This window comes from Novosphingobium silvae, assembly GCF_009856825.1.
In the GTDB taxonomy this organism is placed as follows: domain Bacteria; phylum Pseudomonadota; class Alphaproteobacteria; order Sphingomonadales; family Sphingomonadaceae; genus Novosphingobium; species Novosphingobium silvae.
In genome coordinates, this window is record NZ_WVTD01000007.1 from 1 (window position 1) to 26,052 (window position 26,052).

Here is a 26,052-nt window from a genome sequence, read left to right on the forward strand (position 1 = left end):
ATCTGACCACGACACGATCAGATCCGCCTGCACATCACCATCACGTCGCATCGCCATCGTCGCTGACCGCCTTCTTTCCGTATCCAGGCTGAATCAGATCACACCGACTTCGTCAACGCGCTGTTAGAGGAAGACAGGCAAGGCGCGGCGCAAACGGCGTGACTCCTAGTAAGAGGACGCTTCCCGCCAAGCTTTGGAACCGGCGCCTTTTCGCGAGCCCGCGCGCCAGTTCCGAACCGCTTTCGCTGAGGGTCGAGCCGGGCTGCCATGCCGCTACCGGGCCGTTCGCAAGGAGCCGCAGTTACCGAGTGCCCAATAGGGGCGCTCACGAAGCCGGCCCGATACCCATTTGCGGGTATCCCGTTCCCGCGCATTTCCCCCGGCGTTACGCCCGCGCTCGCCAGCGGGCATTCGGCATGTCCGGCGCGCGCGTTTCGCGTTGCCGTGGTGACGGCGCACGGGTGCCCTGGAGCTTCGATCTGCGCGTTCCCATCGCCGCGATGAAATTGATGGCGAAGAGGCTCTAGCCCTCGCAGTCCCCTTTGATTACATGGGCCGCCACGATTCTCCCCCGCAAAGGCATTGGTGGCGCACATGGATATCCAGCTCGGACTCACTTTCGACGACGTATTGCTGCGTCCCGCCAAGTCCGACATCGTGCCGACCCAGGCCGATACCCGCACCATGCTGACCCGCTCGATCGGGCTCAACATCCCCGTCATCTCTTCCGCCATGGATACCGTGACCGAGGCCGACATGGCGATCGCCATGGCCCAGATGGGCGGCATCGGCGTGCTGCACCGTAACCTCACCATCGAGGAGCAGGTCGCCGCCGTGCGCCAGGTCAAGCGGTTCGAGAGCGGCATGGTCGTCAATCCCATCACCATCGCGCCTGACGCCACCTTGGGCGAAGCGCAGGCGCTGATGGTGGCGAACCGGATCAGCGGCATCCCGGTGGTCGAGGCGTCCGGCCGGCTCGTGGGCATCCTGACGAACCGCGACGTGCGTTTTGCTGACAACCCGATGCAGCCCGTGCGCGAACTGATGACGCATGAGAACCTCGCCACCGTGGACGTGGGCGTCGGCAAGGAAGAGGCTCGCCGCCTCCTCCACCAGCGCCGGATCGAGAAGCTGCTGGTGGTGGACGGCAGCTTCCGCTGCGTGGGCCTGATTACCGTCAAGGACATCGAGAAGGCGGTCACTTATCCCGACGCCACTAAGGACAGCGCCGGCCGCCTGCGCGTCGCCGCCGCCACCACCGTGGGCGACAAGGGCTTCGCCCGCACCGAGGCGCTGCTCGCGGCCGAGTGCGACGTGGTCGTCATCGACACCGCCCACGGCCACAACCGCGATGTCGCGCTGGCGGTGGAGCGGGTGAAAACGCTCTCCAACTCGGCGCAGGTCATCGCCGGCAACATCGCCACCGCCGAAGCTGCCAAGGCCCTGATCGACGCTGGAGCCGACTGCGTGAAGGTCGGCATCGGACCGGGCTCGATCTGCACCACGCGCATCGTCGCGGGCGTTGGCGTGCCGCAGCTCACGGCGGTGATGGAAGCGGCCGAGGAGGCTGACAAGGCGGGCGTTCCGGTCATCGCCGACGGCGGCCTTCGCACCTCGGGCGATGCGGCCAAGGCGCTCGCCGCCGGTGCCTCGACGATCATGGTCGGCTCGATGCTGGCCGGGACCGAGGAAGCGCCGGGCGAGACGTTCCTCTACCAGGGCCGCGCCTACAAGTCGTATCGCGGCATGGGCTCCGTCGGCGCGATGGGGCGCGGCTCGGCGGACCGCTACTTCCAGGGCGACATCAAGGACCAGATGAAGCTCGTTCCCGAAGGGATCGAAGGCCAGGTGGCCTACAAGGGCCCGGCCAAGGACGTGATCCACCAGCTGGTCGGCGGCATCAAGGCGGCCATGGGGTACACCGGTTCCGCCACGATCGAGGACCTGCGCCGCAATTCGAAGTTCATCCGCATCACCAACGCGGGCCTTCGCGAGAGCCATGTCCACGACGTGACGATCACGCGCGAGGCGCCGAACTATCCGACGCGAGGCTGAGGCGAGGGACGGGCGATGACCCCCGCCGCCCGCGTGCAGGCCGCGATCGAAATCCTCGACCTTGTGATCGAGGCGGCGCGCTCCAACGGTGCGCCTGCCGACCGGCTCATCGCGGACTGGTTCCGCGCCCGCCGCTTTGCCGGAAGCGGAGACCGGCGCGCGGTGCGCGAGCTTGCCTATCGCGCGATCAGGGCGTGCGGCGAAGTGCCCGAGAGCGGCCGAGCCGCGATGCTGCGCGTCGCCCGCCACGATGCCGAGCTCGCCGCGCTGTTCGATGGCTCGAGCCATGCCCCGACGCCGATCCGCGAGGGAGAGCCTGTAGCGTCGCCCGGCATAGCGCCCGCCTGGCTGCTGCAGCGGCTGACGGAAAGCGACATCGAGGAGGCCGAGGGCGAGGCCCTGCTTGGCCGTGCCCCGCTCGACATCCGCGTGAACACGCTGAAGGCGGGGCCGCTCCAGCTGCCCGAAGGCGGCGAGCGGACGGTGGCGGCCCACGGCTGGCGCTACCCGCCCGAAACCCGGATCGAGCAGTCCCCCGCCTATCTCGAAGGTCGGATTGAGGTGCAGGACACAGGCTCGCAGCTGACCTGCGAGGCCGTGGCCGCGCGGCCGGGTGAAACGGTGATCGACCTGTGCGCAGGCGCGGGCGGCAAGACGCTGGCGCTTGCGGCGGCCATGGAGAACTCCGGCCGCCTCATCGCCAGCGATGCCGACCGCGCGCGCCTTTCCCGCCTGCCTCCGCGCGCCGACCGGGCAGGGGCCACCTGCATCGAGACGGTGCTGCTGGATCCGGGCCGGGAGACCGAAGCGCTGGCGCCTTTCTTGGAGGCCGCCGACGCCGTGCTGGTGGACGCGCCCTGTTCGGGCACCGGGACCTGGAGGCGCAATCCAGAGGCCCGCTGGCGGCTGACCGAGAAGCAGCTTCAGCGCTACATGGCGGTGCAGGGGCGGCTGCTGGACGTCGCTGCGCAGCTGGTGAAACCCGGCGGCCGGCTGGTCTTCGTCACTTGCTCGCTGCTTGACGTCGAAGGCCGCGAGCAGGCTCAGGACTTCCTAGATCGCCACCCCGGCTGGCGCGGCGAAGTTCCGGCTCTGCCGGCGGGCACTTCGCGCGGACCGGGGCTCAGATTGTCTCCGTATCATGACGGAACCGACGGCTTTTTCGTCGCGCGGTTCATCCGCCTGTGATAGCGTCCCGTCCCATGATGAGGACGAAGACCTCGGCCAAGGACCTGCTGATGCGCTACACGCCCGTTGCTGCTGCTCTTTCCCTTCTTGTCGCCATTTCGTCCAGCGTAACCCACTCGCAATCGCCTGCCCCGCTAGATCCGCGCGCTGCCGCGCTGCTCGACGAGGGCAGGGCGGCGCTCGCGGCCGGGAACGTCGAAGGCGCGGTGGATGCCTACGAATCGGCGCTGACCGTGGAGCCGGGCAGCGTCCGCGTGCTGCTGTCTCTGGCCGAGGCCACGCGCCGCCAGGGTCTGCAGGGCAAGGCGCTGCACTACTATCGCATCGCGCTCACCAGCGATCCGCGCAACATCACCGCCATCGCCGGAGAGGGCATGGCGCTGGCGGAAAAGGGCGCGACCGAGAAGGCCAACCGCAACCTTGCGCGGCTGCAGACCCTTTGCGGCAAGTCCTGCAACGAAACCCAGACACTTGCCGCCGCGATCGCCAAGGGTCCGGCCCCCCGTATGGCGACCGCCGACGCCACCACGCCCAAGAGTGCGGTGACCGAGAACTGAGGAGACGCCCCCGGCCGCAGGCCGAGCCAGCTGCGGCGGGGCTTCAGAGGCCGGGCAAGATCGGGCCGCCTAGATGAGGGCGCGGAACTCTTCCAGCACGGCGCGGTATACGCGCTTCTTGAAAGGGACGATCAGTTCGGGGAGCAATTCCGCCTCGATCCACCGCCACTCGCAAAATTCCGGGGGCTGGTGCGCGTTGAGGTCGATCGCGTCGTCGCTGCCGTCGAAGCGGGCGAGGAACCAGTGCTGACGCTGGCCCCGGTACTTGCCCTTCCACAGCTTGCCGACGAGTTCCTCGGGCAAGTCGTAAAGCAGTTCCTCGCGGGTCTGGCTGAGCAGCTTCACGCGATCCTCGGTGACGCCGGTCTCCTCCCACAGTTCGCGGTAGGCCGCGGCGCGCAGGTCCTCGCCCTCGTCCACGCCGCCCTGGGGCATCTGCCACCAGTCCCCTTCGCGGTTGTCGATACGCTTGCCTACGAAGACCTTGCCGTCGGAATTGACGAGCATGACCCCGACGCAGGGGCGATAGGGCAGGGACGCGGGATCGGTCATGGCTTGGGGTATTCCAGTAGGTAGGCGCGAGAGACGCAGGGATTCGCTGGCAGGTGTACCGAGCCACGCGCCGGGACGCCAGAACCAACCGGCCACCTGACCCTGACCGAAGGGTGAGGCGGCGCGGACTGGCCAGCGAAAAGCCTCCTTTGAAAGCCGGTTCAGGAGCAGCGGCCAGGTCGCGGTGAGGCCTTGCCATGGGTGGATGCCGCCCCGATAACCGTTTCCATGCAACTTCCCGCTTCCCATGGATAATCTCACCCACAGCCTCGTCGGCTGGGCGCTGGCCGAGACCGGGCTCAAGAACCGCACGCGAAAGGGGCTGGCCGCCTGCGTGCTCGGCGCGAACATGCCTGACATAGACGTGTTCTTCGGCTGGGCGCCCTGGGCGCCGCTGGCGATGCACAGGGGCTTCACGCATGGCCTTGTCGGCGGCGTGCTGCTGATGCCGCCGCTGCTGGCCGGGCTGCTCTGGCTGTTGGACCGCTGGCAGGCGAGAAGAGGCGCCATCTTCAGGAGCGGGCTGCCGATGCACGCAGGCTGGCTGGTCGCGCTCTGTTATCTGGGCGCGCTGACGCATCCGCTGCTCGACCTGCAGAACACCTACGCCGTGCAGCTGATGTCGCCCGCCAGCGCGCGATGGTTCCACACCGATGGCCTGTTCATCATCGACGCGGTGGTCTGGCTGATGCTGGGGCTCGGCATCTGGCTCGCGCGCAAGCGGGGACGCGCCGGGCGCAGGAGCAGCGGCCGGCCTGCACAGGCGGCTTTCGGGGGGACGGTGGCCTATATCCTCCTGAACGTCGGCATCTCGCAAGCGGCGGGAAGCTATGTGCGCGGCATCGCGTTCGAGCCGATGGAAGGCCGCCCGATCCCTGAGGCGACGCGCATCTTCGCCGCGCCCGAACCGCTGGCCTTCTGGAAGCGCGACGTGATCGTGCGGTGGGACGCAGGGGGCACGATCACGTACCAGCACATCGCCTACGATCCCCTTGCCCGGGGTCCCCGGCCAGCTTCCCCGCATGTGTCCGCGAACATCACCGACCCGCTCGTGCGCCGGGCGATCGCGTCCTCTGCCGACTTGCGCGATTTCCTGGCATGGTCGCAGATGCCCTTTGCCCGGCTCGAGCGACAGGGCTGCAGCGCCGTAGTGACTGTTGGCGACGCGCGCTTTGCCGGGCCGCGCATGGTCGGCAGCTTTACTCGCCGGGTCGAGGTTCCGGCGTGCTGAACTCGCCGGTCACCTCCTGCGCGATCTCCCTATCGATTGTCCTGGCGGGGCGGTAGAGCAGCGCGCTTGCAAGGAATGCCCACCCGGCGCCGCCAAGCCACCCGGCGATGACGTCGCTGGGCCAGTGAACGCCGAGCCAGACCCGGCTCCACGCGATCGCAAGGCTGGTGGCCATGGCCGCCGCGATCACCGTCCAGCGAACGGAAGCACGCGTGCTCATGGCTGCGAAGGCAAGGGCGATTGCGATATAGACCACGGCCGAATTGAAGCTGTGGCCGCTGGGAAAGCTGTTGCCTCCCACCTCCATCAAATGCGGCACGATCTGCGGCCGCTCCCGTCCGGCAAGTCCTTTGAGGGCGCTGTTGACGACCCAGCCCGAAGCGACGGTCAGCGCCAGAAGCACTGCTTCACGGCGCAGGCGCAGGAATAGCAGCGCCACCACCGCCGCCAGCGCGAAGAGGTTGCGCAAGAGCACGCCGCCCAGCGCCGTCACGTCGCGCACGCCTTCCAGCAGCTTGCGCGATCCGGCAGGCTGCAGCGTGTCGTCGCGCCAGAAAAGCAGGCCGGCAGCGTCGAACCCTTCGGCGCGGCCGGCGTGGACCGCCCATGCGACAAGCGCCGCGCCGAGCCAGCACAGCACGCCGCAGGCCAGCGCCTTGCGCGGATCGATGCGCAGGCCGCGATCCGGCCCTTCTGGAGATTCGCGGTGCGCCGCCATGGGGTGAGGGAACGCGTCAGCCGGCAAGGCGTTGCGAGCGCGATGAGTTACCGTCCATGAGTTCTCCCGTCATCGTGTGGCTTCGGCGCGACCTGCGCCTCGCCGATCAGCCTGCCCTGGCAGAGGCCGCGCGCAAGGGGTCGGTGATCCCCGTCTACATCTGCGACGACGACACCCCTCGGCATCGCGCGATGGGCGGCGCCTCGCGCTGGTGGTTGCACCATTCGCTTCAGAGCCTTGATGCATCGCTGCGCGCCCGGGGCTCGCGGCTGATCCTGCGCCGTGGTCGCAGCGACGAAGTGCTGGCCAAGTTGGCGCACGAAACGGGCGCGGGCGAAGTGCACGCGCTCCACCACTACGAACCCTGGTGGCGCAATGCCGAAAAGGCGGTGGCAAAGGCGGTGACGCTGTGCCTCCACCACGGCAACTACCTTGCCCCGCCGGGCTCGGTGACGACGGGATCGGGCGGGCTCTACAAGATATTTACCCCGTTCTGGCGGGCGCTGCGCGAACGCATGCCGCCGCCCGAACCTCTGCCATGCCCGGACGCGATCCCCGCGCCGCCGCAGTGGCCCGCGTCAGACGCCCTGGACGACTGGGCCTTGCTTCCCACCCGGCCGGACTGGGCAGGGGGCCTGCGCGATACCTGGCGTCCGGGCGAGGAGAGCGCGATGGAGCGCCTTGCCGCCTTTGCCGAGGAAGCGGGCGACTATGCCGGGCAGCGCAACCTGCCGGCGCGGGATGGCACCTCGATGCTCTCGCCGCACCTGCACTTCGGTGAAATCTCGCCTGCGCAGGCCTGGCACGGCGCGGCGCAGGCGGGCGGCTCGGTGGACACGTTCCTGGGGGAACTGGGCTGGCGCGACTACGCGCAGAACGTGATCCTGCAGTACCCGGACTATGGGGCGAAGAATGCCCGCGAGCCCTTCGGAGACTTTCCGTGGCGGCAGAGCCCGGCGGACCTGCAGGCATGGCAGCAGGGCCGCACGGGCTATCCCATCGTCGATGCCGGGATGCGCCAGCTATGGCACACAGGCTGGATGCACAACCGCGTGCGCATGATCGCGGCCAGCTTTCTAATCAAGCACCTGCTCATCGACTGGCGCGAGGGCGAGCGCTGGTTCTGGGACACGCTGGTCGACGCGGATTACGGCAACAACGCGGTGAACTGGCAGTGGACCTCGGGCTCGGGCGTCGATGCCAACATGTTCGTGCGGATCATGGCCCCGCTCACCCAGTCGGCCAAGTTCGATGCAGCGGACTACATCCGCCAGTGGGTGCCCGAACTCGCCGGGCTCTCCGACGCGCAGATCCACGATCCGCCGCCCGGCGTGCGACCGCGCGGCTACCCCGAAAAGCGCATCGATCACCGCGAGGCACGGGAAAGAGCGCTTGCGGCCTGGCAGCAGGCGAAAGCGGCGGCAAGCGTGCGCGATCCGCTATCCTAGGCAATTGCCCGGGGCGCCATTCGCGTCCATATCAGGGGAATGAACGCGCAGGTGCCGGGAAGAGGCGGAGAACTGGTAGGGGGCGGAAGCGCCATCGGCGTTGGCCCGCAATGGCTCGCACGGCTGTGGTCGGGCGGGGTGCACCAAATTCTCGACAGGATCGACGCGGGCCTGCAGCGCGGCTCGATCACCGCGACCCTGCCGGGCGGCGAGACGCGGCTGCTGGGCGGGCGCGAACCCGGCTTCGATGCGATCGTCGAACTCAGGAGCTGGCGCGCGCTGCTGCGGCTGGCGACTTCGGGATCGGTCGGCTGGTACCAGGCGTGGGAAGCGCAGGAATGGGACAGCCCGGACCCGGTGCCGCTCTTCGCGCTGTTCATGGACAATGCCGTGGCGCTGGGCGGCGTGGCGCGTGCACACGGGCCGTGGCGGCTGCTGACGCGGCTGATCCATGCGCTCCACCGCAACACCCGCTCGGGCTCGCTGCGCAACATCCACGTGCACTACGACCTCGGCAACGATTTCTATGCGCAGTGGCTGGGCGAGACGATGTTCTATTCCAGCGCACTCTATTCCGGCATGGCCGAGGGGCCCAACGCGTTCAGCCAGTTCGTGACCGAGCTGGACTGCGCCCAGTCCGCCAAGGCAGGCGCAATGATTGAGCGGCTGCGTCTGCAACCGGGCCAGCGGGTGCTGGAGATCGGCTGCGGCTGGGGAACGCTGGCCGCCTTCCTCGCCAGCTACGACGGCATCCAGGTCGACGCGATCAGCCTTTCCGACGAGCAGCTGGCCTATGCGCGCGAACGCTGGACCGGTGAGGGCAAGGAAGGCGGGAGCGGGTCGGTCGAGTTCCGCAAGCAGGACTACCGCGATGTCGGCACCGGGGATGACGGCGGGCGCTACGACGCGATCGTCTCGGTGGAGATGGTGGAGGCGGTCGGGCGCGCCTACTGGCCCGACTTCTTCCAGTGCCTCTCGCGCAACCTGCGGCCCGGCGGGCGCGCGGTGCTGCAGTACATCTCCATCCACGACGCCATTTTTGAGCGCTACGCCGCCAGTGCCGACTTCATCCAGACCTACATCTTCCCCGGCGGCATGCTGGTGAGCGAGGCGGAGTTCCGGCGGCTTGCGGCCGAACACGGGTTCAGATGGGAAGACCGCCACGGCTTCGGCCAGGACTATGCGCGCACTCTTCGCGAATGGCGCCGCAACTTCGATCTGGCCGTCGAGGAAGGGCGTCTGCCGCAGGGGTTCGACGAGCGCTTCGTGCGACTATGGCGCTATTACCTGATGTATTGCGAGGGCGGTTTTGCCGGAGGCGGCATCGACGTTGCGCAAGTTACGCTGTTGAAAAGCTGATTTTGCCCTGATCGCCGGGGCGGTCGGACGAGCGGGGCTGCCTAACTTCAGTCCCGGCGTTGCGGCTTGTCGAGGTTCCAGCGGTCGAGGATGCTCTCGAGCTGCACGGGGTCGAGCAACTGGTCGAAGGCGCAGCCGACGATCCCGTTGTCCCACCAGACCACCTTGGCCGTGACGGTGTCCATGTCGGGCAGCGTCAGCCAGCACATCGTGCGGGGCGCGATCTGCGTCATGGCCGTGGCCGAGAAGCCGGACAGCGAAAGGTTGCGTACTGCGGTCTGGAAGCTCTTCGAGCCCGACGGTCGCAAGGAAGCAGGGATCGAGATGCGCAGGCGCGGTGCGCTGCGGTCTTCCTGGGCGGCGGCGGCGTATCGTTCCTGCTGCGTCTGGACCATGGCGACCTCACTCGTTCGAACCGCTCACATAACGCGGCTGCCTTGGAATCGCGCGCGCAAAAGAGCGCCGATTCGGCCCCATTTGTTCCAGCTTGGGATTACCTTCGGGTTACGCCGGCTGGTTAACGGTCTCGCGGTGCCCGGTAGCGAAATCTTCCTGCAGCAGAGCCGCCAGTCTTTCCGCCACCGCTTCGGGCGGCTTGACCGATGCAGGCGCCTCGCCGGGATAGGCGCGCGCGCGCATGGCTGTGCGGGTGGCACCGGGATTGACGATGGCCACGCGAACCTTCGACACCTTCGCGGTCTCCTGCGCGTAGGCGTCGAGCAGCACCTCGAACGCGGCCTTGGTGGCCCCGTAGGCACCCCAATAGGCGCGCGGAGCCTGTGCCACCGTGGTGGTCATGCCGATGACGCGGGCGTTTGCGCTTTTCCTCAGCAGTGCATCGAAATTGGCGATCAGCGCCTGCGTCGCAAGGACATTGGTGGTGAGCGCCTTGTTGAAGGCGCGCTGGTCGATGTCGGCGACACTGGTCAGCTCGGGCAGAACCGCCGCGTTGATGACGAGCATGTCGAGCTTGCCCCAGCGCTGCGCGATGGCGGTGGCAAGGCGGGCGATGCCGTCCGGTTCGACAAGATCGACAGGCGCGATGGTGGCCGATCCGCCGGCTTGGAAGATCGCGTCCTCCACACCCTCGAGCGCGCGGGTGTCGCGCCCCGTCAGGACCACATGCGCGCCCCTGGCCGCCAGCGCCATGGCCGTGGCCGCACCGATGCCCCGGCTGGAGCCGGTGACGAGCGCGACCTGTCCCTCGAACGGCCCGGTCATGTCGCTACCCTCAAGCCGCGTTCAGCTTGGCGGGGAAGCGGTCGGTGAAGTCCGTCAGCTTGGTGGGATACTCGCCGGTGAAGCAGGCGTCGCAGAACTGCGGGCAGGAGCTGGCGCGCTTCGCTTCGCCCACCGCGCGGTAGAGGCCGTCGATCGAGACGAAGGCCAGGCTGTCGGCCTTGATGAAGTCGGCCATCGCCTCGGTGTCCATTGTCGCGGCAAGCAGCTTGGAACGCTCGGGCGTATCGACGCCGTAGAAGCACGAATGCTCCGTCGGCGGGCTGGCGATGCGCATGTGCACTTCGGCAGCGCCGGCATCGCGCATCATCTCGACGATCTTCTTGGATGTCGTGCCGCGCACGATCGAATCGTCGATGAGGATGATGCGCTTGCCTTCCACCACCGGGCGATTGGCGTTGTGCTTGCGCTTCACGTCGGCGTGGCGCGCCGCATCGCCGGGCTGGATGAAGGTCCGGCCGACATAGTGCGAGCGGATGATGCCCAGTTCGAAGGGGATGCCCGATTCCTGCGCATAGCCGATAGCCGCGGGCACGCCGCTGTCGGGGACGGGGATCACGACGTCCGCTTCGGCGAACGCTTCCTTGGCCAGTTCGACGCCGATCTGCTTGCGCACGTTGTAGACCGAGCGGCCATCCATGATCGAATCGGGGCGCGAGAAGTACACGTGCTCGAAGATGCAGGGGCGGGGCGCCGGATCGCCGAAGGGACGATGGCTCGAGATGGTGCCCTTGTGATCGACCTGCACCAGTTCGCCCGGCTCGATCGAGCGGATGAACTCGGCTCCGATGACGTCGAACGCCACCGTTTCGGATGCGAACACCGTCGCATCGCCGATGCGCCCCATGACGAGCGGGCGGATGCCGAGCGGATCGCGGCAGGCGATCATGCCCTCGGCGGTCATGCAGATGAGCGAGTAGGCGCCTTCCACCATTCGCAGGGCATCGACGAAACGGTCGAGCAGCGTGGGATAGCGGCTTGTCGCGACGAGGTGGATGATGACCTCGGTGTCGGACGTCGACTGGAAGATCGAGCCTTTCGACACAAGGTCGCGCTTGAGCGTCATCGCGTTCGAGATGTTGCCGTTGTGCGCGATCGAGAAGCCGCCCGCCGCAAGATCGGCGAACAGCGGCTGGACGTTGCGCAGCCCCGAGCCGCCGGTGGTGGCATAGCGCACGTGGCCGGACGCCATCGTGCCGGGCAGGGTGTCCACTTCCTTCTGGCTGAACACCTGCGCGACATGGCCGATGCCGCGATGGGCATGGAACTCGCTGCCGGAGAACGAGGTGATTCCCACCGCCTCCTGCCCGCGATGCTGCAGAGAATGAAGGCCTGCCGCGGTGATCGCCGCAGCTTCCCTGGCGCCGATAACGCCGAAAATGCCGCACTCTTCGCGCAGCTTGTCCCCGTCGGCATCACGAAAGGGGTGAGTCATGTTCATGGATGTATGTCCAGCCCGCTGGCGCGTCAAAAACGCTCGCGCATTTGGCTGCGATCGATCGGAAAAGCAAGGGGGAAGGGCGCGCATTGCGACGGGACGCGCGACGAACAACCGTCCTGCGCGCGCAGCATGACAGCGCAATGACGCAAAGCCGGGCAGATCGATCGCGCCAACATGGATTGAACCGGGGGAGCGGCGGGAAACTTCTTCATGGGAGCCGCGTTGCCTCAGTGAGCCCGCTGTCGCCGCGACACGGGCCGTCATTGGGAGCCGAAAATTGGGTATCGCCGAAACTAGCCGCCCGCGTCCTGCAAAGCTGCCCGTGCAAGAGGCAGCGCCGTCGGACATCCTCGACAATGTCGTGGCGCCGGAAGGCGCGCGGGGTGAGCGGGATCGGGCCAAACGCGAGCGGGCGGCCATTCCCGTCAGCCTGCTGCTCGAGGCGACGCGCACCGCCGGCATGTTCCAGCGCTCGGCGCTCGGGCATCTCGACCACCATGCCTGGCTGGATCGGGTGCAGTCCGACGGGCAGCGCCTGATCGACGTGCTTTCGCAGATGGGCTTCCGCCCCAAGGTGGAAAAGCTGGATCCTTCGGTCAAGCGCTGAACCTTCCGCCGGGAGGCCGACCGCTCGGCCGCCGGCATCGTTGCAACATGGACCCTTGCCGGGCCGGCCGCATTGCGGACCGGCCCGACTGCGCTGTCTCCTTGCTCAGGTACGAGGCATCGGCGCCGGCATGCCGGAACTCGGGCGCCCTGCCGCTTGCCAGCGCGGAGGCATCATCCTAATGCCTGCCTACTTCATCGAGACGGACCCCACGCTTGATCCTATCCCCCTTCGAATGGACCATCGCCAAGCGCTACATGCTGCCCGGCAAGGGCGAGCGGTTCATCGCGCTCGTCGCGGGCATCAGCCTGGTCGCGGTCATGCTGGGCGTCGCCGCCCTTGTCATCGTCATGAGCGTCATGAACGGCTTCCGGGCCGAGCTTTTCGACAAGATCGTGAATCTCAACGGCCATGCCATCATCCAGGCTTACGGCGGGCGGCTGGATAACTGGCAGGGCGTGCTGGAAGACGTGCGCCGCACGAAGGGCGTGACGAACGCTTCGCCGCTGATCGAGCAGCCGCTGCTCGCCAGTTTCAACGGCAGGGTCGAGGCGATCCTCGTGCGCGGCAACACCCCGCAGGACATCGGCCGCATCCAGGACAAGGTGAAGGCGGGCAATCTTGCCGAGCTCAGGCCCGGCGCGGACAATGTGGCCATCGGCAAGCAACTGGCGCAGAACCTGGGCGCGCAAGTGGGCGATGTCATCACCATCATCAACCCGCAAGGGCGTTCCACCCCGTTCGGAACCGTGCCTCGCCAGATCGCCTACCATGTCTCGGCGGTCTTCGAGATCGGGCTCTACGACTACGACAACGCCTTCGTCATCATGCCCATGCAGGATGCGCAGACCCTGCTGCTCACGGGCGATTCGATCGGCATGATCGAGGTGACCACCAGCAATCCCGACAAGGTGGGCGAGATCCTCGCGCCGCTCGCGCGGCAGCTGCAGGGCAGGGCGATCGTCACCGACTGGCGCACCATCAACGCCTCGTTGTTCGAGGCGCTGGCGGTGGAGCGCGTGGCGATGTTCGTGGTTCTGTCGATCATCGTGCTGGTGGCGGTGTTCAACATCCTTTCCTCGCTAATCATGCTGGTTCGCGCGAAGACGCGCGACATCGCCATCCTGCGCACGATGGGAGCCACCCGGCGATCGCTGCTTAAGGTCTTCGTGACGGCGGGCTTCTGCATCGGCGCCATGGGGACGGTGGCGGGCGTGATCCTGGGCTTCATCTTCCTCTATTTCCGGCAGCCCATCGTGCGCGCCGTGGAGATCCTGACCGGCCAGAACCTGTGGGACCCGTCCATCCGCTTCCTGACCGAGCTGCCCGCCCGCTCCGACCCGGTGGAGATCGTCACAATCTGCATCATGGCGCTGGTGTTCAGCTTCCTAGCCACGCTCTACCCGGCCTACAGGGCGGCGAGCACCGATCCCGTGCAGGTGCTGCGCTATGAGTGAAACCATTCCCGCTTCTCCCGCCGCGCCCGTCGTGCGGCTCACGAAAGTGACGCGCAGCTTCGAGCAGGGCGGTGTCACCATCGACGTGCTGCGCGGCGTCGACTTGACCGTGCAGCCCGGCGAGATCGTGGCGCTGCTGGGCCCCTCGGGCTCGGGCAAGTCGACGATGCTGCAGGCGATCGGCCTCCTTGAAGGTGGCTTTGGCGGCAGGATCGAGATCGCAGGCATCGACGCCAGCAAACTGGGCAAGGATCAGCGCGCGGCCGTGCGGCGCGACCATATCGGTTTCGTGTACCAGTTCCACCACCTGCTGCCGGACTTCAACGCGATCGAGAACGTGGTCCTGCCGCAGCTCATCACCGGCCGCCCTCGGGCAGAGTGCGAGGAGCGGGCACGCGAACTGCTGACCGCGCTGGGTCTGGGACAGCGGCTGGAGCACCGGCCGAGCAAGCTCTCCGGGGGCGAGCAGCAGCGCGTCGCCGTTGCCCGCGCGCTTGCGAACCGGCCGCATCTCGTGCTCGCCGACGAGCCTACGGGCAACCTCGACGAGGCGACGGCCGACAAGGTCTTCGCGCAGTTTCTCCAGCTGGTGCGCGGCGAAGGCAGCGCGGCGCTCGTCGCCACCCATAACGAGCGGCTGGCGGCGGCGATGGACCGGGTGGTGCGCCTGCACGATGGCGTCCTTGCCTAGGGCGAGGCGGAACCCACGTTGACGTCGCGGTTTTCTGTTCCCACATCGAATGTGCCAAAGAGAACAGAAAGGATCGCGCCGATGAGCGACTTCCCGTCCACCATCGAGACGAGCACCACGCCCGTGGAGGGCTTCGGCTGGGGCGATTCCGCCGAACTTCACAAGTGCGAGGACGGCGGCGGCCTGTTCCATCGGTTCAAGACAATCCGGCGCGGCACGGTGGCCGAACTCATCGCCTTCGTCATGGCCATGCCCGAAGACAGGCAGGACGACTACGCCATCCAGAAGGACGGCGACCACACGCTGCGCATCGGCGAGATCCGCGGCCTCTCGCGCCGCGCGGACTTCCCCCAGGGTGCCTGATCCGCGCACCATCGCCGACTTCGAGGCGACCCTGCCCAATGGCGAGACCATCAGCCTGGCCGACCGGTTGGGCAAGGTGATCCTGGTGGTGAATACCGCCAGCAAGTGCGGGTTCACGCCGCAGTACAAAGGGCTGGAGGCCCTCTGGCAGCAGTACCGCGACCGGGGCTTCGAAGTGATCGCCTTTCCCTGCAACCAGTTCGGCGGCCAGGAGCCCGGAAGCGCGGACGAGATCGCCTCGTTCTGCGAGGTGAACTTCGGCCTGTCGTTTCCGTTGATGGGGAAAGTGGACGTCAACGGCGATGGCGCCGCGCCGCTTTTCCAGTGGCTGAAAGCGCAGGCGCCCGGCGTGCTGGGATCGAAATCGATCAAGTGGAACTTCACCAAGTTCCTGATCGGCGCCGACGGCAAGGTCGTGCGGCGCTACGCCCCCACTGACAAGCCGGAAGCGATTGCCAGAGACATAGAGGCCCTTCTGCCAGCGGCCGGCTGATTTTTCGAACGATCACAACTTCTTCGTCGTCCCACCTTCCGGAGTTTCGATGCAGCGCTTCTCAGCCTTTCTCGCGATGGCCGCCACCTGCCTTGCCATCTCGGGCTGCACTTCGGGCCTCGGCGCGCCGCCGGTTGCGCGTACGGGCAACGGCATGGTGTCCGGCGTGGCGGACCATGGCGTCGTTAGCTGGAAAGGTATTCCATTCGCCGCACCCCCGGTGGGCGATCTGCGCTGGCGGGCGCCGCAGCCGCTCCCGGCCTGGGAAGGCACGCGCACGGCCGAGCGCTATGGCAGCGATTGCATGCAGAAGCCCTTCGGCGGCGATGCGGCTCCGCTTGGCATGCCCCCGTCAGAGGACTGCCTCTACCTCAATGTCTGGAAGCCGGAGGGCGAGCGCAGGAAGCTGCCGGTGATCGTGTGGATCTATGGCGGCGGCTTCCTCAATGGCGGAGCTTCGCCGGCCACCTACTCGGGCGCGGAACTGGCCCGCAAGGGCGTGATGGTGGTGAGCTTCAACTACCGTGTCGGCCGCTTCGGCACTTTCGCGCATCCCCAGCTCTCCAGAAGCAATGCGGACGGCGGGCTGCTCGGGAACTACGGAACGCTCGACCAGGTGGCCGCCCTCAACTGGGTGCACGACAACATTGCGGCCTTTGGCGGCGATCCCGGCAATGTCACCGTCATGGGGGAAAGTGCGGGCGGCATGTCGGTGCACATGCTGCTGACTTCGCCGCTGACGCAAGGGAAGGGCCTCATTCACCGCGCGATCATCATGTCGGGCGGGAATGGCGGCGGCATGGGCGGCGGCGGCTCGCTTGCCGAGGCGGAGAAGACCGGCACGGCCTTTGCCGCCACGAAAGGTATCGCGCCCGATGCACCCGATGCGCTGGCCCGCCTGCGCGCCCTGTCGCCCGAACAGGTGGTGGACGGTCTGAACCTTGAAACTCTCTTCAGCGGCCGCAAGGCACCGTACTCCTCTCCGTTTCCGGATGGGCGCATCGTCGTCGATCCGCTGCGCGCCTATGCAGCAGGCAAGTTCGTCAAGGTGCCCGTCATGGCCGGTGCGACCAGCGCGGACATCGGCGGGCCTGAAGGCCCCATGATCAAGGGCGCGCGCGATGTCTCCCGCGCGCTAACGGCGGCGGGCGTGCCGGTCTATGCCTATCGCTTCTCCTATGTCGCTTCCGGCGCGAAGAACGGACAAGGAGCCGCCCACGCGACCGACATTCCCTTCTTCTTCGATACCCAGGCCGTGAAATACGGTGATTCCACCACCGCCCGCGACAATCACCTCGGCAAGCTGGCCAGCGATGCCGTAATCGCCTTCGCGACGACGGGCGATCCGAACGGGGGCAGGCTGCCTGCGTGGCCGCGCTACGATCCGGCTAAGGACATGATCCTGGACTTCGCCGCAGATGGCGACGCTCACGTGGGAAGGGACCCTCTGACCGCCCGGTGAACGAATGGCCGGCGCCCACCCATGGCTTGACCGCGTCGGCGGTTCTTTCCCCCACGTTATCCCCAGCCCGCCCTTGATCAGGCATGGGCGCAATGCCTAGATTCCGCCGATGCCTCACGCTCCTTTCGTACCGCTGCGCATCTTCTCCAGTTTCACGATGCTCGACGGCGCGATCGACCCGAAGGCGATCGCCAAGCTGGCCAAGGAACGCAAGTTCCCCGCTGCCGGCATATGCGACCGCAACGGCCTATACGGCGCCCCAATCTTCGCAGGCGCGGCGCGCGGCGCGGGAGTGCAGCCGGTGGTGGGCACGTTTCTCGCCATCGCGCGCCCGGGCCAGGTGGCGCAGGGGCAGAACCTGCCGATCGACTGGCTGGCGCTTTTCGCACAGAGCGAGGCGGGTTGGCTCAACCTGTGCCATCACGTCAGCCGCGCCCACCTGGAACGCCCGCTCGAACTGGAGCCGCATGTCGCTCTCGAATCGCTGCGCGGCCATACCGATGGGCTGATCTGCCTGACGGGCGGCAACGAAGGCGCGCTCGCCCGGCTTTACGCCGCAGGACGCTACGAGGCGGCGGAAAGCTACTGCGACACGCTGCAGTCGCTCTTCGGCGACCGGCTCTACATCGAGATCACGCGAACCGGCGAGCCCGAGGAGGACGAGAGCGAGGAGGACCTTATCGCTCTCGCCTATGAGCGCGAAATCCCGCTCGTCGCCTCGAACCCCGCGCAGTTCGCCGAGAAGCAGTTCCATGCCGCGCATGACGCGCTGCTGTGCATCGCCAACTCAACGCATGTCGATGCGGCAGAGCGTCCGCGCTCCTCGTGCGAACGCTGGGTCAAGCCCGCCGAGACGATGCAGGAGCTGTTCTCCGACCTTCCCGAGGCGCTCGCCAACACGCTCGTCGTCGCGCAGCGCTGTGCCTATGCGCCGCCCAAGCGCAAGCCGCTGCTGCCCAGCCTGGCCGGTGACCGCGAGGGCGAGGCGAGGATGCTGGCGGACGATGCGCGGGTAGGCCTCGCCATGCGCCTCGCACCGTATTGGCCCGAGGTCACGGTGGAGGAACTGGACCACGCCATGGCCTTCACCGGCGACGAGCGCCGGGCCGCCTACGAGATCCTGCGCGAGAAAGGCGTCACCGAGGATTTCCTCGAATACGCCGAACGTCTCGATTTCGAGACGAAGATCATCGTCGGCATGGGTTTCCCCGGCTACTTCCTGATCGTTGCGGACTTCATCAAGTGGGCCAAGGACAACGGGATTCCGGTGGGGCCCGGCCGTGGTTCGGGCGCGGGCTCGCTCGTCGCCTGGGCGCTCACGATCACCGACCTCGATCCGCTGAAGCTGGGCCTGCTGTTCGAACGCTTCCTCAACCCGGAACGCGTTTCGATGCCGGACTTCGACATCGACTTCTGCGAAACCCGGCGCGGCGAGGTGATCCGCTACGTCCAGGCAAAGTACGGGGCGGACCACGTCGCGCAGATCATCACCTTCGGCAAGATGAAGGCGCGCGCCGTGCTGCGCGACTGCGGACGCATCCTGCAGATGAGCTACGGCCGGGTGGACAGCCTGTGCAAGATGGTGCCCAACCATCCGACCGATCCCTGGACGCTGACGGACGCTCTGCACGGGCGCAAAAAGCACGGCGTGCTTGCCGATCCGCCGGTTGCCGAGTTCCGCCGCGAATACGACACCGACGCGGAAGTGCGCCGTCTGCTGGATCTTGCGGTCCAGCTCGAGGGCCTGCCGCGCAACTCGTCCACGCACGCGGCTGGTGTCGTCATTGGCGACCGCCCGCTCGCGCAGCTTGTGCCGCTCTACCGTGATCCGCGTTCCGATATGCCGGTGACGCAGTTCGACATGAAGTATGTCGAGGACACCGGCCTCGTTAAGTTCGACTTCCTGGGCCTCAAGACCCTGTCGGTGCTGCGCAAGGCCTGCGACCTGCTGGAGCGGCGCGGGATCGCCATCAACCTCTCGGCGCTGGGCTGGGACGATCCGGCAGTCTACGAATTGCTGAAGCGGGGCGATACCGTCGGCGTGTTCCAGCTGGAATCCGAAGGCATGCGCCGCACGCTGGCGGCCGTGAAGCCGACCAACTTCGGTGACATCATCGCGCTCGTGTCGCTCTATCGTCCGGGCCCGATGGACAACATTCCCCTGTTCGGCCAGCGCAAGAACGGGCTCGCCCCGATCGAGTACCCACACGAGAAACTGGCCGGGATCCTTGGCGAGACCTACGGCATTTTCGTGTACCAGGAGCAGGTCATGCAGGCCGCGCAAATACTGGCGGGATATTCGCTCGGCGACGCCGACCTCCTGCGCCGCGCCATGGGCAAGAAGGTGCAGGCGGAAATGGACAAGCAGCGTCAGCGCTTCGTCGACGGCTGCAAGCAGGTTTCCGACATCGAGCCGGCAAAAGCCAACGAGCTGTTCGACTTGATTGACAAGTTCGCCGGATACGGCTTCAACAAGTCGCACGCCGCTGCCTACGCGCTGCTGGCTTACCATACCGCGTGGTTCAAGGCGCACTACCCGCACGAGTTCTACGCCGCGGCCATGTGCTTCGACATGCACCAGTCCGAAAAGCTGGCGATCTTCGTTGACGACATGCGCCGCAACGGCATCGAACTGGCCGCGCCCGACATCAACCGGTCAGAGGCGGAGTTCATCGTCGAGGAGACGGCGGAAAGCCATGCGGTACGCTACGCACTCGCTGGCATTCGCAACGTGGGCGAGAAGGCGATGGACGCGATCGTCGCCGAGCGGCAGGCGAACGGCCGCTTCGCCAGCCTCGACGACGTGTTCCGCCGGGCTCCGGCGGGATCGATGAACCGCCGACAGCTCGAAAGTCTGGCCGCTTCGGGCGCTTTCGATTCGCTCGAGCCCAACCGGGCGAAGGTGCTGGCGAATGCCGACACTCTTCTCGCCGAGGCCGACCGTTCCTCGCGGGAGCGGGCATCCAGCCAGCATGGCCTCTTCGGAGGAGACGAGCACGCCGAGCAGGGCCTGCGCCTCGTCGATGCAGAGGCGTGGAGCCGCGCCGACCAGATGGCGAAGGAGCGGGAAAACTTCGGCTTCTACTTCGCCGCGCATCCGGTGGAGCAGTACCGCGCCGTCGCGTCGGCTAACGGCGCCCGCACGTACGGCAGCCTCATGGCGGGCGGCGGCGGAGCGGGGCGCACCGGTGCCGTCATGGCCGCGATGGTGGAGAGCGTGCAGAAGCGCAAGACGAAGCGCGGCAAGGACTTCGTCATGGCCGACTTCTCCGACCAGTCGGGCAACTTCTCCGCCTCGTGCTTCGAGGAGAGCCTTGTCGACAATTTCGTGCGGTGGGCGAAAGAGGGCGCCTGCGTGCTTCTCAATGTGGAGCTCGACTCGCCGAGCGCCGACGAGCCGCCCCGCGTCACCGTGCGCGGCGGCCGCCCGCTCGCGGAGGTGAAGGCCGATGCGCGCATGCTGCTGAAGCTCGACATCGACCGCATCGAAGCCGTTCAGGAACTCGCGCTGCTCATGCGCCCGGGGGCACGGGGCAGCGGCGAAGTGATCGCCACACTGCACCTTGGCCAAGGCCGCGAGCAGAAGGTTCGCCTCGGCCGCGACTTCGCGCTGGATGGCGAGTTCGCCGAGCAGTTGCAAAGTGTCGCGGGGATTACCAACGTCTCGCTCACTGCACGGCGAGGACCCGAAGGGGTGCGCCTGGCTGCCTGAGGTCGAGCGTCGGACGTTCCCCGGAGTTCAGGTCAGGTCACAGCGCCTTGCGGGCTCCTGCGACTCGCTCAATGGCGCGGCAGCGGACAGGGAGGAGCCTGCGGCGGCGTCCGCAGATGAACTCCTCGGTGTCTTCACTGTACCGGCCCACGCTGGCAAGCGGCGGGCAGGGTGCGAGCCATCGGCGCGTGGTTGCATTCCTGCACGGTCGGCCCACCAGGTTGGCGCGGTGAGCAGCGGCCAGGCTCCTGTCGAGCCGCTGAACCGGGCCGGGCTCAGTTTCCGGACTGCACCGCGTTCTCCGCCGCGTCGCCAACCTTGGTGGCGGCATTGCCAACATCGTTGGCCGCTTCAGCGATTGCGTTGTCCTTCACGCTTTCGCTGGAATGCTGGGTGAAGAGGTAGATTCCTCCGACCACGACCACCAGCAGGATGAGAGCCATGATGATGCCGATGCCGCTGCTGGAGCGCGGCGTCTCGTGGATGATCGTCGTGTGGGTTGCGGGCGCGTCCGAGGGAGAGGTGTTCACCGGGGGTTCGCTGGCCATGCAGAGCTCCTGTCCGTATTTTTTCGGTGCTCATGCAACGCGCATGATGGCGCGCGGTTGCGCGCCTCACTTATCCTCCGCGAGCGTTCAGGCGACGAGCCGCACCTGGCCCGGCTCTGTTACGCGCACATGGACCTGGTAGTAGTACTTTTCGGTCGGCCGGCCATCGTGTGAGAAGACGATCCGCACCTGCCGGGCCACGCCCCGCACGATAACGCGGTGGTTGCGCAGCCGCTCCCGGGCCTGTTCAAGGTTCGTGGTCCCGGCCAGAGCCTGCATCGCCGTGGGCGTAAGCGCCACAGTCAGGCAATTGCGGTCGCGATAATCCTTTTCCGAGTTCAGGTAGAACAGGCCCGCCTGTTGCCCGATTTCGACGACCGGCATGTCGAAGACGCCTGCGACGCCTGCCTTGTCGCCAAGGTAGGACGCGTAGGTCACCGCCTCTACAGGCGAAAGACACCCCCTTTCGCACGAAGGAACCGCGCGGTTGCTCCGGCTCTCCTGCGAGGAGATGGACACCGTGCGCACTGGCGAGGGCAACGCAGGGGGCGCTGTGGCAAGGGCCAGTATCGCGAGGGCTGCCGTCACCGTTGTCCGCCTTTCCTGTGAACGATCCGCGGCAGGCTATAGCAGCGAAAGTTGACCGTCCAGCGACGGGCGGCGGAACTGTGTGCAGTCCAGGTCCACTTTCGGGCCCGTGATGCCAAGCCTTGTGGCCGCCACGCGGAACCGGCGGCGGAACAGGTCTGCCCACACGCCTTGCGGCCGCATGCGCGTGAAGAAGTCGGGGTCATTGTCGCGCCCGCCGCGAATGGAGCGGATCGTCGCCATGACCTTGCCTGCCCGGTCCGGGAAGTGGGCGTCGAGCCATTCCCGGAAAAGAGGAGCGACCTCGTGGGGCAGGCGCACGATGATCCACGTCGCCGCACGGATCCCCCGCTCGGCAGCCTCTTCGAGAATCGCTTCCAGATAGTGGTCGGTGACAGCGGGGATCACCGGAGCCACGGAAACATGTGCGGGCACACCCGCCGCAGATAGCCGTCCCAGCGCCGCCATGCGCTTGGCCGGAGATGCCGCGCGCGGCTCCAGCTTGCCGGAGAGCACGGGATCGAGGCTGGTCACCGAGATACCAACGTGGACGAGATTGCGCGCGGCCAGTGCCTGCAGGAGATCGATATCGCGCAGAACGCGGTCGGACTTGGTGGTGATCGTCACCGGGTGGCCGGTCTCCAGACAGAGTTCCAGCACCGCGCGGGTGATGCGGTAGCGCGCCTCGATCGGTTGGTAGGGATCCGTGTTGGTTCCCATGGCGATGGGGGCGGGGCGGTACCCGGGCTTGGCCAGAGTCTCGCGCAGCAGCTTGGCGGCGGCTGGCTTGGCGAACAGCCTGGTCTCGAAGTCCAGTCCGGGAGAAAGGTCGTGATAGGCGTGGCTTGGGCGGGCGAAGCAGTAGATGCAGCCATGCTCACACCCGCGATACGCGTTGACCGATCGGTCGAACGGAACGTCGGGTGACTTGTTGAACGAGAGGATCGAGCGTGGATGCTCTTCCGTGACGGTGGTTAGCGGGTGGCGGCCGGGGCCGTCCACCAGTTGCGCGCTGTCGAGCCAATCGCCATCGGCTTCGCGTGCGGGCAGGTTGAACCGTGCGCTAACCGCCCCGCTTGCCGCACCTCTGCCCTTGATCGCGCTCATGGACTTTGTGTGAACAAACAAAGAACAAATGTCAATCCGGCGCTGCACGGTTGATCTTCCAGCCAGCCGCCCCTAGGCGGATTGCGAAAGGGACATATCATGGCAGGCGCAGCGCGCAGGGTCGGTGCAGAGACGTCCGCGACGCGGGCATTGATCGTCGAGACGACCAACCAGCTCATCCGCGACGAGGGATATGCCGCCGTCAGCACCCGCCGCGTCGCGGCGCGGGCAGGGCTGAAGCCCTCGCTGGTGCACTACTATTTCCCGACCACTGACGACCTGTTCGTTGAGGTGTCACGACAGGGAGCGGCGGAAAGCGACCGGATGATCGAGGCGGCGCTGACCTCTTCCGACCCGGTGCGCGCGCTTTGGCATTTCTTTGTGGACACCAGCCGCACGGCGATGGCGCTGGAGTTCATGGCGCTCGCCAATCACCGCCCGGCCGTGCGCGCGCACATGGCGCGGCACAGCGAGGAAATGCGCTCGCGGCAGGTGGAGATCCTGCGGAACATCCTGGGTGATCGGATCGCCAAGGTAGAGGGCTTCGATCCCGCAGGGCTGAGCTTGGTGCTTGCTGGGATCGGTCGTGCCATCGTGATGGAACAGGGGCTGGGCGTCACCGCCGGACACGCCGAGGCGATGCGCATCGTGGAGGGTTGGCTCGACCGGCTCGCCCCCCTTTCCGACGGATAAGCGCCAAACGCAGCGACATACCGCAGCGGCGCTGACTTGGCTGTGAGGCGCTTCCGAAGAGCTGCCTTGCTTGACGCTCCTACGGCTTTGGGAAATGTGGTAACATCGTTCTCACACCCGAACCATGGCCTACGATGGAGAGTCCAGCATGTCGGTCAAAACCGAGACCAAGCTCAAGGTCGAACACGTCAAGCCGAAGATCGGCAGCCGCATCCTCAACACCAAGGAAGAGCTGCTTTCCGGCGGACTGCGCGAGCAGCTGCGCGATGAACTGGAAGCGCGGGGCATCCTCGTCTTTCCGCAAATCCATTTCGACGATGCCGAGCAGATCGCCTTCACCAGGACCCTCGGCGAATACGCGCCCGAAGGGCCTGATGGCGGGCCGAGCAAGATCACGCTCGACGTGAAGGAAAATCCGAGTAGCGCCGAGTATCTCAAGGGATCGCTCTACTGGCACATCGACGGCACGCGCAACGAAGTGCCGATCCTCGCCTCGCTGTTATCGTGCAAGGTTCCAAGCCCAAAGGGGACCGGCAACACGGGCTTTTCCAACACCTATGCCGCCTACGAAGCACTGTCGGATGAGGACAAGGGCTACTACGAGGAGCTTCGGGTCGTGCACGGGCCCTGGGCCTCGCTCTTCTACTACGAGCCCGAACCGAGTCTCGCGAAGTTGAAAGGCATGCAGGCTATCGGCGAGAAGGTGCTGCCGCTCGTTTGGAAGCACAAGTCGGGCCGCAAATCGCTGGTGCTCGGCTGCACCTGCCACCATGTGCAGGGCGTCGATCATCTGGAGAGCGCGCGCATCATCCACGGCTTGCGCGAATGGGCGACCTCGGAAGACTTCACCTACAGCCACGCATGGGAAGTGGGCGACCTGGTGATCTGGGACAACACCGGCACCATGCACCGCGCCGAGGCCTATGACCCCACCTGCGGGCGCATGATGCACCGTACCAAGCTGGAGGGCGAGGAGCCCTGGGCGTTCGACTGAAAGGGGGATGCCTCGGCGCGGCCCGGCATGATCGGCAAGAAAAAGCCCGCTCCTCGCGCTGCGAGGGGCGGGCTTTTTCATTCAGCCGGAAGCGATCAGGCCCAAGTTGCCATTTCCGCTTCGAGGTTCTGGACGATGGCCTCGAAGAACTGTTCGGTGGTCATCCAGCTCTGGTCCGGGCCGATGAGCAGCGCCAGGTCCTTGGTCATCTTGCCGCTCTCGACGGTCTCGATGCAGATGCGCTCGACCGTCTCCGCGAACTTCACCACGTCGGGCGTGTTGTCGAACTTGCCGCGATAGGCAAGGCCGCGCGTCCAGGCGAAGATCGAGGCGATCGGGTTGGTCGAGGTCGACTTGCCCTGCTGGTGCTGGCGATAGTGGCGCGTCACGGTTCCGTGAGCGGCCTCGGCCTCGACGGTCTTGCCGTCGGGGGAGAGGAGGACCGAAGTCATCAGGCCGAGCGAGCCGAAGCCCTGCGCAACGGTATCCGACTGGACGTCGCCGTCGTAGTTCTTGCAGGCCCAGACGAACTTGCCCGACCACTTGAGCGCGGATGCCACCATGTCGTCGATCAGGCGGTGCTCGTAGACGATGCCCAGGTCCTTGAACTTCTGCGAGAAGCCCTCGTTATCGAACACTTCCTGGAACAGGTCCTTGAAGCGACCGTCATAGGCCTTCAGGATCGTGTTCTTGGTCGACAGGTACACCGGCCAGCCGAGGTTGAGGCCATAGTTGAACGAGGCGCGGGCGAAGTCGCGGATCGATTCGTCGAGGTTGTACATCGCCATGGCGACGCCCGGGGCCGGGAAGTCGAACACGTCGAGGTCGATCTTCTCGCCATTTTCGCCGTCCCACACGAGGCGCAGCTTGCCGGCGCCCGGGATCAGGGTGTCAGTCGCCTTGTACTGGTCGCCGAAAGCATGGCGGCCGACGACGATCGGGTCCGTCCAGCCGGGCACCAGGCGCGGCACGTTCGAGATCACGATGGGTTCGCGGAAAACCACGCCGCCCAGGATGTTGCGGATGGTGCCGTTGGGCGACTTCCACATCTTCTTGAGGCTGAACTCCTCGACACGGGCTTCGTCGGGAGTGATCGTCGCGCACTTCACGGCGACGCCGTACTGCTTGGTAGCGTTCGCGGCGTCGACCGTGATCTGGTCTTCGGTCTCGTCGCGCTTCTCGACCGAGAGGTCGTAATACTTGAGGTCAATGTCGAGGTAGGGGAGGATCAGACGTTCGCGGATCCATTGCCAGATGATCCGGGTCATCTCATCGCCGTCCATCTCGACGATGGGGTTAGCAACCTTGATTTTCGCCATTCAATAAACTCCCCTGGGGTGAGAATTGCGCCCGTCTCTAGGCAGCGTGGCCGCGCATGGCAAGGCCGTGGGCCGCGATCGGCTTTACCGGGCGTGCTCGTATCCTCGTCCTGCAACTTATCGCAGGAGAGGAACGCGTGATGGCTGGGACCGCTTGCCGTTCTCAACACGCCCTAGGGGCGCTACCTGGCGGCGGCCTTCAACTGGGGCACGTGCCCGGCGCGCGCACA

Annotated in this window: 25 protein-coding genes; 15 read left to right on the forward strand and 10 right to left on the reverse strand. The window is 66.5% G+C overall.

All coding sequences use genetic code 11. The annotated features are described in order from the left end of the window. Positions 1-594 precede the first annotated feature (594 nt). The 3 genes from guaB to GR702_RS10680 are packed head-to-tail and all read left to right on the forward strand — an operon-like array spanning position 595 to position 3,800. Positions 595-2,055, forward strand: coding sequence for an IMP dehydrogenase (gene guaB / locus GR702_RS10670; protein WP_160985883.1), 1,461 nt, complete (start codon positions 595-597; stop codon positions 2,053-2,055). Positions 2,056-2,070: 15 nt separating this feature from the next. Further along, complete coding sequence (locus GR702_RS10675; protein ID WP_160985884.1) at positions 2,071-3,243, forward strand: RsmB/NOP family class I SAM-dependent RNA methyltransferase; 1,173 nt, start codon at positions 2,071-2,073, stop codon at positions 3,241-3,243. 14 nt (positions 3,244-3,257) lie between these two features. After that, entirely contained in the window at positions 3,258-3,800 is a 543-nt protein-coding gene (locus GR702_RS10680) for a tetratricopeptide repeat protein (RefSeq protein ID WP_160985885.1), read from the forward strand. 69 nt (positions 3,801-3,869) lie between these two features. On the opposite strand, the gene GR702_RS10685 is transcribed toward GR702_RS10680, so the two are convergent. Then, positions 3,870-4,352, reverse strand: a complete 483-nt coding sequence (locus tag GR702_RS10685; RefSeq protein WP_160985886.1) for an RNA pyrophosphohydrolase — start codon at positions 4,350-4,352, stop codon at positions 3,870-3,872. Between the two features lie 247 nt (positions 4,353-4,599). Between GR702_RS10685 and GR702_RS10690 the strand changes: the two genes are divergently transcribed. Then, positions 4,600-5,583 carry a metal-dependent hydrolase gene (locus GR702_RS10690; protein ID WP_160985887.1) on the forward strand — a complete coding sequence of 328 codons (984 nt, stop codon included), beginning with the start codon at positions 4,600-4,602 and terminating at the stop codon, positions 5,581-5,583. Here the strand turns inward: GR702_RS10690 and GR702_RS10695 are convergent. Continuing rightward, positions 5,552-6,301 (reverse strand): phosphatase PAP2 family protein, encoded by a 750-nt coding sequence (locus GR702_RS10695; protein WP_160985888.1) that lies wholly within the window; start codon positions 6,299-6,301, stop codon positions 5,552-5,554. The genes GR702_RS10690 and GR702_RS10695 overlap by 32 nt on opposite strands. Before the next feature lie 56 nt (positions 6,302-6,357). Between GR702_RS10695 and GR702_RS10700 the strand changes: the two genes are divergently transcribed. Together GR702_RS10700 and GR702_RS10705 are read left to right on the forward strand one after the other, a co-directional pair. After that, positions 6,358-7,749, forward strand: coding sequence for a cryptochrome/photolyase family protein (locus GR702_RS10700; protein WP_160985889.1), 1,392 nt, complete (start codon positions 6,358-6,360; stop codon positions 7,747-7,749). Between the two features lie 39 nt (positions 7,750-7,788). After that, positions 7,789-9,108, forward strand: coding sequence for an SAM-dependent methyltransferase (locus GR702_RS10705; protein ID WP_160985890.1), 1,320 nt, complete (start codon positions 7,789-7,791; stop codon positions 9,106-9,108). A gap of 47 nt (positions 9,109-9,155) precedes the next feature. Here the strand turns inward: GR702_RS10705 and GR702_RS10710 are convergent, their stop codons facing one another. The 4 genes from GR702_RS10710 to GR702_RS10725 form a co-directional block, all read right to left on the reverse strand. Continuing rightward, a complete protein-coding gene (locus GR702_RS10710) occupies positions 9,156-9,503 on the reverse strand; it encodes a PilZ domain-containing protein (RefSeq protein ID WP_160985891.1) in 348 nt (115 codons plus the stop codon). A gap of 109 nt (positions 9,504-9,612) precedes the next feature. Next, the gene (locus GR702_RS10715) at positions 9,613-10,329 is read right to left on the reverse strand and encodes an SDR family NAD(P)-dependent oxidoreductase (protein WP_160985892.1); all 717 of its coding nucleotides are present in this window, start codon (positions 10,327-10,329) and stop codon (positions 9,613-9,615) included. A gap of 10 nt (positions 10,330-10,339) precedes the next feature. Then, entirely contained in the window at positions 10,340-11,788 is a 1,449-nt protein-coding gene (gene purF, locus GR702_RS10720) for an amidophosphoribosyltransferase (RefSeq protein ID WP_160985893.1), read from the reverse strand. Positions 11,789-11,814: 26 nt separating this feature from the next. Beyond that, entirely contained in the window at positions 11,815-12,000 is a 186-nt protein-coding gene (locus tag GR702_RS10725) for a hypothetical protein (protein ID WP_160985894.1), read from the reverse strand. A gap of 65 nt (positions 12,001-12,065) precedes the next feature. Between GR702_RS10725 and GR702_RS10730 the strand changes: the two genes are divergently transcribed. The 7 genes from GR702_RS10730 (at position 12,066) to dnaE (ending at position 20,573) form a co-directional block, all read left to right on the forward strand. After that, positions 12,066-12,395 carry a hypothetical protein gene (locus tag GR702_RS10730; protein WP_160985895.1) on the forward strand — a complete coding sequence of 110 codons (330 nt, stop codon included), beginning with the start codon at positions 12,066-12,068 and terminating at the stop codon, positions 12,393-12,395. Between the two features lie 215 nt (positions 12,396-12,610). Beyond that, on the forward strand, positions 12,611-13,852 hold the full coding sequence (locus GR702_RS10735) for a lipoprotein-releasing ABC transporter permease subunit (RefSeq protein WP_160985896.1): 1,242 nt from the start codon (positions 12,611-12,613) through the stop codon (positions 13,850-13,852). Next, a complete protein-coding gene (locus tag GR702_RS10740) occupies positions 13,845-14,543 on the forward strand; it encodes an ABC transporter ATP-binding protein (RefSeq protein WP_160985897.1) in 699 nt (232 codons plus the stop codon). Before GR702_RS10735 ends, GR702_RS10740 begins: the two co-directional genes overlap by 8 nt. Before the next feature lie 81 nt (positions 14,544-14,624). Continuing rightward, the gene (locus GR702_RS10745) at positions 14,625-14,906 is read left to right on the forward strand and encodes a hypothetical protein (protein ID WP_160985898.1); all 282 of its coding nucleotides are present in this window, start codon (positions 14,625-14,627) and stop codon (positions 14,904-14,906) included. Beyond that, the gene (locus GR702_RS10750; RefSeq protein WP_160985899.1) at positions 14,899-15,399 is read left to right on the forward strand and encodes a glutathione peroxidase; all 501 of its coding nucleotides are present in this window, start codon (positions 14,899-14,901) and stop codon (positions 15,397-15,399) included. Before GR702_RS10745 ends, GR702_RS10750 begins: the two co-directional genes overlap by 8 nt. A 49-nt stretch (positions 15,400-15,448) precedes the next feature. Then, positions 15,449-16,861, forward strand: coding sequence for a carboxylesterase/lipase family protein (locus GR702_RS10755; RefSeq protein WP_160985900.1), 1,413 nt, complete (start codon positions 15,449-15,451; stop codon positions 16,859-16,861). Between the two features lie 109 nt (positions 16,862-16,970). Then, positions 16,971-20,573, forward strand: coding sequence for a DNA polymerase III subunit alpha (gene dnaE, locus GR702_RS10760; RefSeq protein WP_160985901.1), 3,603 nt, complete (start codon positions 16,971-16,973; stop codon positions 20,571-20,573). A gap of 275 nt (positions 20,574-20,848) precedes the next feature. Here dnaE and GR702_RS10765 read toward each other — a convergent pair whose 3' ends face one another. The 3 genes from GR702_RS10765 to GR702_RS10775 all read right to left on the reverse strand — a co-directional run bounded on the left by GR702_RS10765 (position 20,849) and on the right by GR702_RS10775 (position 22,816). Beyond that, positions 20,849-21,121 carry a hypothetical protein gene (locus tag GR702_RS10765; RefSeq protein WP_160985902.1) on the reverse strand — a complete coding sequence of 91 codons (273 nt, stop codon included), beginning with the start codon at positions 21,119-21,121 and terminating at the stop codon, positions 20,849-20,851. Between the two features lie 87 nt (positions 21,122-21,208). Beyond that, entirely contained in the window at positions 21,209-21,709 is a 501-nt protein-coding gene (locus GR702_RS10770) for a hypothetical protein (protein WP_160985903.1), read from the reverse strand. A gap of 36 nt (positions 21,710-21,745) precedes the next feature. Beyond that, entirely contained in the window at positions 21,746-22,816 is a 1,071-nt protein-coding gene (locus tag GR702_RS10775; RefSeq protein WP_160985904.1) for a PA0069 family radical SAM protein, read from the reverse strand. Between the two features lie 99 nt (positions 22,817-22,915). Here GR702_RS10775 and GR702_RS10780 point away from each other — a divergent pair, with 99 nt between their 5' ends. After that, complete coding sequence (locus GR702_RS10780; RefSeq protein WP_160985905.1) at positions 22,916-23,509, forward strand: TetR/AcrR family transcriptional regulator; 594 nt, start codon at positions 22,916-22,918, stop codon at positions 23,507-23,509. 148 nt (positions 23,510-23,657) lie between these two features. Further along, positions 23,658-24,503, forward strand: coding sequence for a TauD/TfdA dioxygenase family protein (locus tag GR702_RS10785; protein ID WP_160985906.1), 846 nt, complete (start codon positions 23,658-23,660; stop codon positions 24,501-24,503). Between the two features lie 95 nt (positions 24,504-24,598). Here GR702_RS10785 and GR702_RS10790 read toward each other — a convergent pair whose 3' ends face one another. Beyond that, the gene (locus GR702_RS10790) at positions 24,599-25,822 is read right to left on the reverse strand and encodes an NADP-dependent isocitrate dehydrogenase (protein WP_160985907.1); all 1,224 of its coding nucleotides are present in this window, start codon (positions 25,820-25,822) and stop codon (positions 24,599-24,601) included. Positions 25,823-26,052: the final 230 nt, after the last annotated feature.

What these genes read in the sequence shown, in the direction of transcription:
- GR702_RS10780 (WP_160985905.1), top strand. Translation starts at nt 22,916, where the DNA reads ATGGCAGGCGCAGCGCGCAGGGTCGGTGCAGAGACGTCCGCGACGCGG.
- GR702_RS10755 (WP_160985900.1), top strand. Translation starts at nt 15,449, where the DNA reads ATGCAGCGCTTCTCAGCCTTTCTCGCGATGGCCGCCACCTGCCTTGCC.
- GR702_RS10725 (WP_160985894.1), bottom strand. Translation starts at nt 12,000, where the DNA reads ATGAAGAAGTTTCCCGCCGCTCCCCCGGTTCAATCCATGTTGGCGCGA.
- GR702_RS10775 (WP_160985904.1), bottom strand. Translation starts at nt 22,816, where the DNA reads ATGAGCGCGATCAAGGGCAGAGGTGCGGCAAGCGGGGCGGTTAGCGCA.
- GR702_RS10715 (WP_160985892.1), bottom strand. Translation starts at nt 10,329, where the DNA reads ATGACCGGGCCGTTCGAGGGACAGGTCGCGCTCGTCACCGGCTCCAGC.
- GR702_RS10710 (WP_160985891.1), bottom strand. Translation starts at nt 9,503, where the DNA reads ATGGTCCAGACGCAGCAGGAACGATACGCCGCCGCCGCCCAGGAAGAC.
- GR702_RS10790 (WP_160985907.1), bottom strand. Translation starts at nt 25,822, where the DNA reads ATGGCGAAAATCAAGGTTGCTAACCCCATCGTCGAGATGGACGGCGAT.
- GR702_RS10700 (WP_160985889.1), top strand. Translation starts at nt 6,358, where the DNA reads ATGAGTTCTCCCGTCATCGTGTGGCTTCGGCGCGACCTGCGCCTCGCC.
- purF (WP_160985893.1), bottom strand. Translation starts at nt 11,788, where the DNA reads ATGAACATGACTCACCCCTTTCGTGATGCCGACGGGGACAAGCTGCGC.
- GR702_RS10705 (WP_160985890.1), top strand. Translation starts at nt 7,789, where the DNA reads ATGAACGCGCAGGTGCCGGGAAGAGGCGGAGAACTGGTAGGGGGCGGA.
- GR702_RS10685 (WP_160985886.1), bottom strand. Translation starts at nt 4,352, where the DNA reads ATGACCGATCCCGCGTCCCTGCCCTATCGCCCCTGCGTCGGGGTCATG.
- dnaE (WP_160985901.1), top strand. Translation starts at nt 16,971, where the DNA reads ATGCCTCACGCTCCTTTCGTACCGCTGCGCATCTTCTCCAGTTTCACG.
- GR702_RS10785 (WP_160985906.1), top strand. Translation starts at nt 23,658, where the DNA reads ATGTCGGTCAAAACCGAGACCAAGCTCAAGGTCGAACACGTCAAGCCG.
- GR702_RS10695 (WP_160985888.1), bottom strand. Translation starts at nt 6,301, where the DNA reads ATGGCGGCGCACCGCGAATCTCCAGAAGGGCCGGATCGCGGCCTGCGC.
- GR702_RS10765 (WP_160985902.1), bottom strand. Translation starts at nt 21,121, where the DNA reads ATGGCCAGCGAACCCCCGGTGAACACCTCTCCCTCGGACGCGCCCGCA.
- GR702_RS10680 (WP_160985885.1), top strand. Translation starts at nt 3,258, where the DNA reads ATGATGAGGACGAAGACCTCGGCCAAGGACCTGCTGATGCGCTACACG.
- GR702_RS10675 (WP_160985884.1), top strand. Translation starts at nt 2,071, where the DNA reads ATGACCCCCGCCGCCCGCGTGCAGGCCGCGATCGAAATCCTCGACCTT.
- GR702_RS10745 (WP_160985898.1), top strand. Translation starts at nt 14,625, where the DNA reads ATGAGCGACTTCCCGTCCACCATCGAGACGAGCACCACGCCCGTGGAG.
- guaB (WP_160985883.1), top strand. Translation starts at nt 595, where the DNA reads ATGGATATCCAGCTCGGACTCACTTTCGACGACGTATTGCTGCGTCCC.
- GR702_RS10740 (WP_160985897.1), top strand. Translation starts at nt 13,845, where the DNA reads ATGAGTGAAACCATTCCCGCTTCTCCCGCCGCGCCCGTCGTGCGGCTC.
- GR702_RS10690 (WP_160985887.1), top strand. Translation starts at nt 4,600, where the DNA reads ATGGATAATCTCACCCACAGCCTCGTCGGCTGGGCGCTGGCCGAGACC.